Origin of the sequence: Providencia sp. PROV033, from assembly GCF_028484855.1 — a bacterium.
In the GTDB taxonomy this organism is placed as follows: domain Bacteria; phylum Pseudomonadota; class Gammaproteobacteria; order Enterobacterales; family Enterobacteriaceae; genus Providencia; species Providencia alcalifaciens.
Genome location: NZ_JAMPSW010000009.1, coordinates 25,666 through 38,157, shown reverse-complemented (window position 1 = coordinate 38,157; position 12,492 = coordinate 25,666). Strand labels below are relative to the sequence as shown.

The 12,492-nt window shown below is 42.1% G+C and carries 11 protein-coding genes; 2 read left to right on the top strand and 9 right to left on the bottom strand.

All coding sequences use genetic code 11. The features are described from left to right. Window positions 1-249 precede the first annotated feature (249 nt). On the top strand, window positions 250-2,391 hold the full coding sequence (locus tag PSF16_RS03520) for a TonB-dependent receptor domain-containing protein (protein WP_272688777.1): 2,142 nt from the start codon (window positions 250-252) through the stop codon (window positions 2,389-2,391). A 490-nt stretch (window positions 2,392-2,881) separates the two neighbouring features. Beyond that, a complete protein-coding gene (locus PSF16_RS03515) occupies window positions 2,882-3,253 on the top strand; it encodes a helix-turn-helix domain-containing protein (RefSeq protein WP_006659467.1) in 372 nt (123 codons plus the stop codon). An 85-nt stretch (window positions 3,254-3,338) separates the two neighbouring features. On the opposite strand, the gene PSF16_RS03510 is transcribed toward PSF16_RS03515, so the two are convergent. The 9 genes from PSF16_RS03510 to arnB all read right to left on the bottom strand — a co-directional run bounded on the left by PSF16_RS03510 (window position 3,339) and on the right by arnB (window position 12,455). Next, window positions 3,339-4,355 (bottom strand): lipoate--protein ligase A, encoded by a 1,017-nt coding sequence (locus tag PSF16_RS03510; RefSeq protein ID WP_272688776.1) that lies wholly within the window; start codon window positions 4,353-4,355, stop codon window positions 3,339-3,341. 74 nt (window positions 4,356-4,429) lie between these two features. Continuing rightward, entirely contained in the window at window positions 4,430-4,915 is a 486-nt protein-coding gene (locus tag PSF16_RS03505; RefSeq protein ID WP_036950443.1) for a C40 family peptidase, read from the bottom strand. Window positions 4,916-5,025: 110 nt separating this feature from the next. After that, on the bottom strand, window positions 5,026-5,433 hold the full coding sequence (arnF, locus tag PSF16_RS03500) for a 4-amino-4-deoxy-L-arabinose-phosphoundecaprenol flippase subunit ArnF (protein WP_006659464.1): 408 nt from the start codon (window positions 5,431-5,433) through the stop codon (window positions 5,026-5,028). Then, on the bottom strand, window positions 5,430-5,777 hold the full coding sequence (gene arnE, locus PSF16_RS03495; RefSeq protein WP_006659463.1) for a 4-amino-4-deoxy-L-arabinose-phosphoundecaprenol flippase subunit ArnE: 348 nt from the start codon (window positions 5,775-5,777) through the stop codon (window positions 5,430-5,432). The genes arnF and arnE overlap by 4 nt, the downstream gene beginning before the upstream one ends. After that, window positions 5,774-7,432, bottom strand: a complete 1,659-nt coding sequence (gene arnT / locus PSF16_RS03490; protein ID WP_006659462.1) for a lipid IV(A) 4-amino-4-deoxy-L-arabinosyltransferase — start codon at window positions 7,430-7,432, stop codon at window positions 5,774-5,776. Before arnT ends, arnE begins: the two co-directional genes overlap by 4 nt. 7 nt (window positions 7,433-7,439) lie before the next feature. After that, a complete protein-coding gene (arnD, locus tag PSF16_RS03485) occupies window positions 7,440-8,333 on the bottom strand; it encodes a 4-deoxy-4-formamido-L-arabinose-phosphoundecaprenol deformylase (RefSeq protein ID WP_006659461.1) in 894 nt (297 codons plus the stop codon). Further along, entirely contained in the window at window positions 8,333-10,318 is a 1,986-nt protein-coding gene (gene arnA / locus PSF16_RS03480; RefSeq protein WP_006659460.1) for a bifunctional UDP-4-amino-4-deoxy-L-arabinose formyltransferase/UDP-glucuronic acid oxidase ArnA, read from the bottom strand. Before arnA ends, arnD begins: the two co-directional genes overlap by 1 nt. Further along, on the bottom strand, window positions 10,318-11,310 hold the full coding sequence (arnC, locus tag PSF16_RS03475) for an undecaprenyl-phosphate 4-deoxy-4-formamido-L-arabinose transferase (RefSeq protein WP_006659459.1): 993 nt from the start codon (window positions 11,308-11,310) through the stop codon (window positions 10,318-10,320). The genes arnA and arnC overlap by 1 nt, the downstream gene beginning before the upstream one ends. Next, a complete protein-coding gene (gene arnB, locus PSF16_RS03470) occupies window positions 11,310-12,455 on the bottom strand; it encodes a UDP-4-amino-4-deoxy-L-arabinose aminotransferase (protein WP_006659458.1) in 1,146 nt (381 codons plus the stop codon). Before arnB ends, arnC begins: the two co-directional genes overlap by 1 nt. Window positions 12,456-12,492 lie beyond the last annotated feature (37 nt).

Genomic DNA, 12,492 nt, shown 5'->3' with positions numbered 1-12,492 from the left:
GCTTTAAATTGTATTATAATCTAAAGCGCTTATCTCCATTCCTCGTCCAAATAAGTCACTACCAATACATTCATTTCACAATATAATTACCTTATAATCTCAATTATTTTAATATTATTAACCGAAAAACACTTGATGTCGTCATTTTATTAACGATAATGATTCTCGTTTTTAACTATATACTACCCATAGATAATTTTTTTATTATCTTGGCTGCTAGAATCATATTACTCAGGAAAGGATTTCCTAATGGCGCTTACATTGAGATCAGCATCAACTTCAGATGCTTCACACAGCAAAGTATTTTCTTTATCAACATTAACCGTCGCCCTTGCTATGACTGGGTTCAATACTGCAAGTTTTGCCGCCGACGATATCATTCACGTCACCACCACTCCATTGAGCCACGAAAAGTTTGCCGTTGCTGAGCAATTTGAGGTGATTGACGCAACCGCACCAGAACAACAAACCGCCACATCTGCACTCGACCTATTAAAAGGTCAGGCTGGTATTTTTGTGACGGGAGCCAGCAGTACCTATGGACAGTCAGTACAGATGCGAGGCTACGACTCCCGCGGTGTCAAAATTATGGTGGATAATGTGGTTCAGGATTTTAATTCTGGGTTATTCGATGCCACACTGATTGATCCCTCACTGATCAGTAAAGCCTATGTGCATAAAGGCGCATCTTCTGTACAACACGGCAGCGGCGCGCTTGCTGGTGTTATTTCCCTTAAAACCCTCAGCGCTTCAGAAGTGTTAGCACCCGGACAAAATATCGGAGGGCGCTTATTTAGTGGTATCAACCGTAATGATCATGGTTATTACGCGGGGGGAACATTACTTGGGCGCAGTGATTCTGTTGATGCCCTACTCAGCTATAGCCAACGCAAAAAATATTTAATGGCATCAATTGATTCAGCCCCTTTTGATAACCAAGAAAAGATCCATAATTGGATGTTTAAAACCACCTGGATGGCAAACCCTGCTTATCACCTTGGATTACAGCTGAGAGAGTATCGCAATGATGGGCTAAGCCTTAAACAACCGGCTTCCGTAGATACAAAGAAACAGATGTTCCCAAATACCCCAACTCAACGTAATGCTCATCAGCGTGATATCCTCATTAATCAGGCTTTTAAACCGACAAACAAGCTTCAATGGGAAGGTGAATGGGATATTTATTATACTGATCTCAGCCTAAGCCAATTAGATTTAGTTAAAGCCGCTAAAAAACCAACGGAGTATGGTGCCGAAAGTCGTAATCAATATACCTATGGTTCTAAATTTTCAAACCACTTTACTTTGCCTGTATCGAGCTGGGCATACAGCAATATTCAAAGCGGTATTGAACACTATCAACAAAAACAAAAACCGAATCAATATGCAATTAGCTATCCACCCACAGAGTTATCAAATACCTCCGGTTGGCTAAACAATGAACTCACGTTTGCCCATGTGCCTGTGACGCTTTCAGCTGGAACGCGTTTTACACAATATAGTGTCAATCGCGATGGTTTTGCTAAAAGCAAACATACCAATTGGTCTTCACGTTTTGCCATTAGCGCGACACCAACGCATTGGCTAAGTCTTCATTCCTCGTATGCCGAAGGCTATCGCGCGCCAAGAATGGCGGAGTTGTACAATAACTCACTTCACTTTTCCACCAAATGGGCTGGCACTTCAATCTTTAGAACGTCCCCTGATTTAAAACCAGAAACCAATAAAACTACAGAAGCAGGCCTAAAACTCAGCTTCGACGATTTTGTGGTAACGGGTGATACGCTCAGCTTTGGAACAACCTATTTCCATACAAAAGCTCATAACTACATTGCGATGCATAGCCAATATAAAAGGAAAGTGAACCGCGATTTATATTATGTCTGGTTCCCTGAAGAAATTTTCTATGCCAATGTGCCATCGGCCACCATTGCTGGTTTCGATAGCTTTATTCACTATCAGTCTCAGTGGTTTGATTTGAGCCTCAACCATAATTTAACCTCTGGAAAAGAAGATTTAGAAAATCACGCTCTTTCTTCTATTCGACCTGAATCGATGATGATTAAATTCAATGCACCTATAGCGAACACCGGAATTAATGTGGGCTGGACTGGCGAATTTGCCGCAAGAACAAAAATTACGGGAGATAGTACCTATAAACTGCCTGATAGAAAAAATTCTAACGATCTAGACCGCTACCGCCGTGAGATTTTCCAGCGGGCTGGTTATGGCGTTCATGATTTTTACGTAAACTACAAAGCCGACCAATTTGTCAAAGGGCTCAATACTACCCTAACCCTCAAGAATGCGTTTGATAGAGACTATGTCTCTTCTATGGACGTGCCTCAGGAAGGTCGTAATTTTTATTGGAACGTCAGTTATCAATGGTAATTAATAAGTAACTACATATTGAAATCAGGTTCATTTATCCCAATCTTAAATTTCATGGGTAAATGAACCTTTCAATACACGCACTATCGTTAAGAAAACAATTCACTTCGGAATTTCCTGTTAATTGTTATATTGCCTTGAAGTATTTTGTTCATTATTACATCAAATAAAATTTCAATAATTTACTTGGTTAATAAAATAGAACAGCACCAACAATAAATTTGAATAAGTCTATTGGCAAATCTAAATAAGTCTATTTTTAATCATAAAAACAAACATAACATACTGTATTTAAGTGAATTTTAACATTCAATAGTGTATGTTTAGTTTTTTGCATTTCAATGAAAACTATCGTAACAATAGTTATTCTCACTCAAAAACCGCACGATTAGCCTATCGATATATCGGAAAAAAAGGAAGAATAGACCATAATTTCATGAGTTATTATTAGTTATTAATGAACAATAGCCTACTAGAGTAGGAGGTAGATATGTCAGAAAGTGTAGTCAATGAAATTGTTAGATGGCTTGAAAGCCAATTACAACGCAATGAAGGCATCAAAATCGATACTATCGCAGATAAAAGTGGGTATTCGAAATGGCATTTGCAGCGCGTCTTTAAAGAGCTTAAAGGATGTACTCTCGGTGAATATGTCCGTAAACGTCGCCTGCTAGAAGCTGCTAAATCATTACGTGAAGGCAACTTACCTATTCTAGACATTGCGCTACAATATGGCTTTAGTTCACAAGCAACATTTACACGCATATTCAAAAAACACTTTGATACTACGCCTGCAAAATTCCGTCAAGTAGGTGAATTACCAGAATGCAAAACCTTTATGACCTGCAATTGTCATCATTAATAGTACATTAGATTTTCGTTACACCCTCAAACACCCATTCCAACGAAATCTATATTTTGAGCCGATACACTAATCGGCTCTTTTTTTATCTCAGTTCATTAACTAACCAGCCTTCTAAATCAGCAAACTGCTCAATCAATGCTGGCCACCGTGATTTCATTTGTGCCATTAACTGGTGGATAGTGTCTATCTGATACGTTTGTCCAACAAATTGTTCGCTCAACCATTCTAGCGGCGATGGATCTAAGCTATCCGTAAAAAATTGGCAGCGAGTGATCACCCCTTTTTCGATATCAAAATGAAACTCGATACCTCCCCATGGGAAACGAGTATCCGCCATATGGCTAAAAGCTGGCGCTTGCCCAAAGTTCCATTCCCAACTACTTTGCTTTGCAAATGTCTCCGCAAAATTAGGTAAGTCAGGGAGTTTCTCCGGTGAAATATATTCAGCTTCGACGGTTTCACCATAATAACTAAAGAAGCTATTTATGATCCCTTCACACACTTTTTCATGAGAAATATCAGGGACTAATTCATTCAGATTGGCAACACGAGAACGAACTGATGTGATCCCTTTAGCTTGCAGCTTTTTAGGATCTGGATTGAGGTAGTTTGCTAAGCGACTTAAATCTGTATTAATGAGCAAGGTACCGTGGTGAAAACCGCGATCTTTGGTTTCACGGTAAGCTGAACCTGAAATTTTTCGCGGACCATTTTCTGTTTCGAGAACCAAGTCATTGCGCCCAGAAATTTCAGCGTGAATCCCCACGTTAGCGAGACCATTCACAATAATTTGGGTTGAGATAGTCTTATCATATTCAGGCTTACCCGCCATAAAGGTAAAGCAGGTATTGCCTAAATCTTGAAATACAGCCCCACCACCACTGCTACGACGCGCTAATCGAACATTATCTTGTTCCATTTTACGCGTGTTGCATTCTTTCCACGGATTTTGAGCGCGTCCGATAACCACAGTATCCGCATTCCGCCAAAGAAACATAACACGCTGATCAGCTGACATTTGACGAAAAATAGTTTCTTCAACCGCTAAGTTAAACCATGGGTCGAAGGATTCTGAGATAAATAAACGTAATGTAGACATTCGGCTACCCTAAAAACAAAACTTGCTCTTAAGATAGCATAATCACTGAAGAATTAATGGGGAATGAAGCGAAATTAGATACGGCGCGCTTGCCAAAACACTTTTCGCCAATAACTATTGTCCATTGATGAGCGCATAACGCCTTTGCTGGTAGAAGCATGGATAAACGTGTTGTCTGTATCATAAATTCCTACATGCAAACCGTTCTCTCCTGACCCTGTTTTGAAAAACACAAGGTCGCCAGGCATTAAATCTGATTTATCAATACGGGTGCCTAAGCGAGTTTGGTCAACCGTCGTGCGCGGAACCTCAATAGCAAAGCGATCACTAAAAGTACGATAGACAAACCCTGAGCAATCAACGCCATTTTGGCTCATTCCGCCATAGTGATACGGTGTGCCATACCATTGACTTAATTGATCTTTAAGTTGAGCGATCGTCATTATAGGGTCTGACAATTGGGTTTTCATTGGCGGTGCTGACGTCCGTTTTACGGATGAAGAGCAGCCAATCAACACGAGGCAACACAGCAATGGTAGGTATTTGAGATTCACTATCATAGCGTACCTTATAGATAACCCATGAATAATCACCTTAAGTGATATCTTTATACGCGAGACTATAATGTACAATGCGTGAAAAATAAACACTTAAGGCTAATTATCTGGAACTATTCCGCTTTTTTAGTTAACTGCTTGGAAGGGCGGCTAATCAGCCATACACCTAATAAGATAAATGCAATTCCTGCTGCTTTTAACCCTGTTGCTGGTTCATTAAACCATGGCAACACTACCGCCAGTATATAGACAAATACATAGCTTAAACTGATCAGCGGATAGGCTTTATTTAATGCGATATATTTCAACGCAAATAGCCAACACAACATCGATAATGCATAACAAACTAGCCCAACAAAAATAATCCCTAAGCTTACCGCATTAGCCATCAGCCATTCTCGCTGTAGCCAGTGCCACCCTAAGGAAAAAGAAGGGAGTTCGACAACGCCGGCTTTTAAACTCAGTTGAGCGACAGTCACTAATAACGCACTACCAAGCACCCATAAGTAGCCTTTATTCATACGCTTATACTCATTAGTAATATCCCTACCATGATAGAAACAACCCCAAGCCAATGATTCAACCCAGTTTGCTCATGGTAGACAAATTGCCCTATCAGCGTGACTAACACAAAATTAATGCTGAGCATCGGATAAGCAATACTTAATGGCATCGTCTCCAATAACTTAAGCCAAAACAACATGCCCAGACCCAGCATAAAAACAGCCAGCACCAGCCAACGAATGGCGGATGCGGCTTTGTTCTGTTTTTCGCCTTGCCAAGTCACTACCGCTTGCTTTTGGGCAATTTGCCCCACACAAGTCAGAATACTGACAAGGAGTAATAAAAATAATTGCGCTATCATTGTTTATGATAAACCACTATCGCCATGCGAGAATTTTTGATCACTTCATCCGGTTTCGGAATATCTGGCAATCCTTCTTTCTTACCTAGCAAGAATACCACCGTAACCTGCCCTTCTTGACGAGCCTTCGCTAACCATGCGGCAAATTCATCGGGTTTTACTAAGCGATGCGCACTGTCAGGGTATTTCAAACCATAAGTCAATTCGCCACTACTGTTGTAGAGGTAAATGTTCGAATTTTTAGTTTCCCATGCCAAACCGGCTGCCACCCCAACATTACTCGCCATCAAATAGCGGCTATCCATCAGAAGGTCATGATTTTGGTGAATAAAATTCTGTGGTAATTTCGAATCAATCGTATTATTAGGTAATGCGCTACCAATGCATAAACTGACAGCTAACGAGCAAGAAGCCGCCCATAACCAATATTTGGCATTCAGAACTGTACAGAGATACCCAATGATTGCCCAAATTGAAAACGCCACAACACCCAGCACCATTTTTGACCATTCATCATGCTCATATAATGGTTTTTTGATTACACTGCTGACGATAATCACCGCGATCACCGCCGCGATTCCAAGCACTATGTTGATAATTCCATTGGCTTTCAATGCCTTCATCGTGCCATTACGTACACAGTCGACACCATATTTCGCCATTAGCAGTGCCAATGGACCCATAAATGGCAGCATATAGGTTGGTAATTTTCCGCGTGAAATACTAAAGAAAATCACGGGGACCACGAACCAACATAATAAGAAGAACATATCTGGGCTTGATTTTCGCTCTTTCCACCCCTTAACCAAGGCACCAGGCAGTAAACCAGTCCACGGAATTGCACCTAGTAAAATGATAGGAATATAGTACCAAAATGGCTCAAGGTGTTGGGCATCATCAGCCGTGAAGCGTTTAATATGCTCAATCCAGAAGAAGTAATTCCAGTAGTCTGGTTCTTGTTTAGCGATGGCTAAAGCCCACGGCAAACTGATGATCACTGCAGTGATAATCGCCAGAGGACCATATTTCAGCATTTCAAGAAAACGTTTTTGATACAACGTAATAGGGAGCATCACGATAACGGGAATGGCTAAGGCTAAGAAGCCTTTGGTCATGAATGCCATTCCACAGGCTAAACCAAGTGCACTCCATGCTGCAAGTTTGGTTTTTACCTCTCGGGCTTTCATCGCCCATAAGCAGCAAAACATGCTAGCAGTAATCCATAAAGACAACATGGGATCGAGGACGCTGTAGGTTCCCACGGCAAATACGAGGAACATCGAGATATAAATGAAGCTTGCCACATAAGCCACATGACTATTACGCCACATCATTTTTGCCATGCGATACACAAGCAACGTACTCAATAAAATACAGAAAACTGAACCAAAGCGAACGGCAAAGTTAGTATCACCAAAAATCATTTGGCTAATATTGTTGATCCAATACCCTGCCACTGGTTTTTCAAAATAGCGAATATCCAGCATATACGGCACGATCCAGTCACCGCGTTGCAACATTTCGCGACTGATTTCTGCGTAACGAGTCTCATCCGGCTGCCAAAGTAAACGGCTGTTCAACGGCAACAAATAGGTCAAGACAAAAAAAAGAGCCAGCAGAGAGGCTCCTACTTTGCTCGCTCGGTTATTCAACATGGGTATTTTATTCCTCTTCTTGGCAGCCCAGCCAACCTTCTCGTCCCGGGAATGGGGCGCGAACCACTCTTCCTTTTGGAAGCATATTGATGTCTTCAGGCAACAATTCACTTAATGTACAGAATTGGATTTCTTCTTGCTTAATTCGTTCCAATAATTGTGAAAATTGTTGTGACTTTGACATTCCTTCAACTTCCGTATGGATAGTGTAAACCGGAATACCTTGGTCATCTTTTATTGCTTGAAGAATAAAATCATTAAATTCTTCATCAGTGACTACCGTGCCGACGACTTCATCGTAGGTTGGTAATGTCACCGGAATTTGAACCGTACCCAAAGAACCATCACGCAAGATAGGTCTAAATGGGAATTTTCCACGACAGTCGCTGTTGTAGTCAAAATTAAACCCTTGTTTAACTTCGAGTACACGCTCGTCACCACGCCACCCTGCTACCGCTGAACAAGTGACTCGTTGACCTGTTGCGTTGTGCAGTGCGTCGACACCCAATTTCACTTGTTCAGTGAGTTGAGCCTCGCTCCATTTAGCCACCTTAGCTTGCCACCCTTGATGATCCCACGCATGTAAGCCGACTTCATGCCCAGCGTCCAAGGTTTGTTTCATCAAATAGCCTAGATCTTTGGCGATTTTTTTACCTGGCCACGCAGTACCCGCCAGTAAAATATCTAAACCATACAAAGATGCCGCATTCGACCGTAGCATTTTCCACAGAAATTTAGGACGCAAAAGGCGCCATAAATGGCGCCCCATATTATCGGGTCCTACACTGAAGAAAAAGCTGGCCTGAATATCATGCTCTTTGAGCACTTTAAGTAATTGAGGAACCCCTTTCAATGTACCTTGATAGGTGTCCACATCGATTCTCAAGCCAACTTTTTTCATTATTTTTTGCTTTCCAGCTCTTCTACAGCACCCTGTAAGAAGAAGTCTAATGTTTCTTCAATGGTATCTTTCATATCGATAGTCGGAACCCAGTCAAGTAAACGACGTGCGTTTTCAACACTTGGTTTACGATGCTCGACATCTTGGTAACCTTGACCATAGTAGCTAGCACTTTCGATTTCACGGAAGCCAGCAAATGGAGGGAACTTGCTACGAGCTGGATGTTTTTCGAAGCTTTCTAACAGCATTTCCGCTAACTGACGAATACTTGCTTCGTTAGTTGGGTTACCGATGTTGATGATTTGACCATCACATTTGCCGTCTTTGTTTTCAATGATGCGGAACAGTGCTTCGATACCATCTTTGATATCTGTGAAGCAGCGTTTTTGAGCACCACCGTCTACTAACTTGATTGGTGAACCTTCAACTAAGTTCAGGATCAACTGAGTAATCGCGCGTGAGCTACCAATACGTGCAGAGTTTAGGCTGTCTAAACGTGGTCCCATCCAGTTAAATGGACGGAATAAGGTGAATTTCAGGCCTTCTTTCGCACCGTATGCCCAGATCACTCGGTCAAGTAACTGTTTAGAAACCGAGTAAATCCAACGTTGTTTGTTGATTGGACCGACGATCAAACGAGATTCATCTTCATCAAATTCTTTATCATCACACATACCGTAAACTTCGGAAGTTGATGGGAAGATGATGCGTTTGTTGTATTTCACACAGTAACGAACAACTTTCAGGTTTTCTTCGAAGTCTAATTCGAATACACGCAGTGGGTTACGGGTATATTCGATTGGCGTCGCGATAGCAACCAGTGGCAGAATAACGTCACATTTTTTGATGTGGTACTCAATCCACTCAGTGTGGATGCTCACGTCACCTTCAATGAAGTGGAAACGTGGGTTACCAATGAAACGTTCAATCGCAGATGAGCCAATATCCATACCATAGATATCGTAGTTGTCATCTTGTAACAGACGCTCAGTTAAGTGGTTACCGATAAAGCCGTTCACACCTAAGATCAGAACACGTTTACGACGCTTAACTTGTGCAGTTGGTTTAGCACCAACGCGAACGTCAGTTACGATGCCCATTTCGTTAGCTAGGCGGTTGCCTTGCATGTACAGACCAGTTTCGCTTTGACCGCTAACGATTTCCAGTGCGCCTTGACCACATGCGATACGCAGTGGGTCGCTAGACAATACGGTACCTGCTGCTTTACCTTGGTTATCGTCTAATACACGCGCACGCCATATAATCATTTTACGCGCACCTAAATAGGTGAATGCGCCTGGGTATGGTTCTGTTACTGCACGAATCAAGCAGTTAATTTCTTTCGCGCTACGGTTCCAGTCGATTTGACCATCATCCGCACTACGGCGACCAAAGTAGCTCGCTTGGCTTTCATCTTGTGCCGTTGTTTTGTAGCTGCCTGCTTCGATTAATGGCAGGGTTTTATCCAACAGAACTTCCGCAGCTTCACGGACTTTAGCGTGTAAAGTCAGTGCAGTATCGGTATCGGTGATAGCCACTTTCTCTTGAGCCACGATATCGCCAGCATCAGCTTTAGCAACCATCTTGTGCAACGTTACGCCTGTTTCGCTTTCGCCGTTTAACAGCGCCCAGTTGATTGGTGCACGACCACGGTATTTTGGCAGTAAAGAACCATGCAAGTTGAACGCGCCTTTCGGTGCTAATGCTAATAGTTCTTCGCTTAACATATCGCGATAGTAGAAAGAGAAAATCACATCAGGTTTCATCTCACGAATACGTTCAATCCACAGTGGGTGGTTAACGTTTTCTGGAGCGAAAACAGGAAGTTCCATATCTGCACTGACACGAGCTACAGAAGAGTAAAAGTGGTTTTCATTTGGATCATCAGTGTGAGTAAATACTGCCTGAATATCAAAACCCGCTTTCTCAAGCGCTTTTATCCCTACACAGCCAATATCATGATAGGCAAAAACAATAGCTTTCATTAGTTTTCTTCCTGATTTTTGTCGGATTTAAGGTCTGCTCCGACGACTTTTTGAATAAAATAACGAGGTCTCGCGCGCACATCATTATAGATCCTACCGATGTATTCGCCCAATAATCCCATAGCAACAAACTGCGCGCCGATAAACATAAAGAGTATCGCAAACAGTGTAAATACGCCGTCTGCAGCCCAGCTCGCGCCGAACAGTAGACGTAAAACAATTAACAGCACTGCCAGTACAAAACCCCCCGCAGCGATAATGCTACCAACAACACTTAACAAACGCAGAGGTGCAGTGGTTAAGCACGTTAATAAGTCATACATTAAATTAATCAGCTTCATAAAGCTGTATTTTGAATCACCAAACTCACGCTCAGCATGCGCTACATCAATTTCAATGGTTCTACGTGCAAAAGTATTCGCTAAAATAGGAATAAATGTACTGCGTTCATGACATTGGAGCATGGCTTCAATAATATGTCGACGATAAGCACGCAACATACAACCATAGTCACCCATTGAACGACCTGTTGCTTTGGTGATCATCGCATTGATCATTTTTGATGCAGTTTTACGGAACCAAGAGTCTTGACGATTCGCACGACGAGTGCCAACAACATCATAGCCTTGAGACGCGGTTTGCACTAAACGCGGGATTTCTTCCGGTGGGTTCTGTAAGTCGGCATCAAGAGTGATGACTAAGTCACCATCAGCTTGATTGAAACCCGCCATAATAGCAGAGTGTTGACCATAGTTACGGTTCAAAATGATCGCAATCACATGATTATCTGGATTTTCTGCGGCTTCCACCAGCATTTTTGCTGAACGATCGCTACTTCCATCATCAACCAAAATCAGTTCATAAGACTGAGTGAGTTGTTTACAGGATTTAATCGTACGTTCTAACAATTGAGGCAAACTTTGCTCTTCGTTATAAACAGGGATTACGACTGAGACTTTTTTAATCTCATCAAATTCATCAGCTAATGACACTATTTTGACTCCAAAAGGACTGTATTAATCGCACTCACTACCCGTTCAACATCGGCGTCAGTCATGTCTGGGAATAAAGGCAACGAGCAAAGTGTTGCGCTATTCCATGTTGATTCTGGTAATGACAGCTCTGGGTATTTTTCGCGGTAATATTTTTGTGTATGAGCTGCACGGAAATGTAAACCCGTACCAATATTATGCTCTTTTAACTTCTCCATAAATGTATCGCGGTCAATACCACAAACAGATTTATCAACACGCACCATAAACAAGTGGTTTGCATGCAAATGAGGGTATTCTGGCACAGATAACATCTGTAATGGAGAGTCTTTTAGTAATTCACGGTAACGAGCCGTTAATTCGGCTCGACGTTGATTTAAATACTCAACACGAGACAATTGTACGACAGCAATGGCAGCATGAATATCGGATAAGTTATACTTGAAGCCGGGCTCAACCACTTCCGCTTGCGGTTTTCGACCTTGCATCTGACGATCAAATGCATCCACACCTAAGCCGTGGAATTTCAATGCACGAACGCGCTGAGCAAGTGCATCATCATCTGTGGCGACTAAGCCACCTTCCGCACATGTCACGTTTTTAATCGCGTGGAATGAAAAAATGGCAGTCCCCTTTTCACCAATCCACTCATTCTTATAACGTGTTCCAACCGCATGAGCTGCATCTTCAATGAGGAAAACGCCCGCTTGTTGAGCAATAGCACGCAGTGCATCTAAATCGCAAGGCGCTCCCGCATAGTGCACAGGGATAATTGCCTTCGTTTTACTTGTTAAGGCTTTTTCTACTGCTTCTGGCTTAATCATTAAGGTATCACGATCAACATCAATCATGACAGGCGTTGCACCCAGCAACTCGATCATATTGATAGTGGAAACCCACGTTTGTGATGGCGTAATAACCTCATCGCCTGGACCTATGCCCAATGCCATTAAAACAACATGCATGCCAGCTGTCGCCGATGCAAGTGCAATTGCATGCTTGCAACCATAGCGCTTACAGAAATCTTCTTCTAATTGATGATTCTGTGGACCCGTGGTAATCCAGCCTGAACGCAGAACGTTTTCTACTGCCTTAACCTCTTCATCCCCGATTGCTGGTTTTGAAAACGGAAGGAAATTGCTCATATTGTTTGTAGCCTAATTTCATTATGAATAGGATATT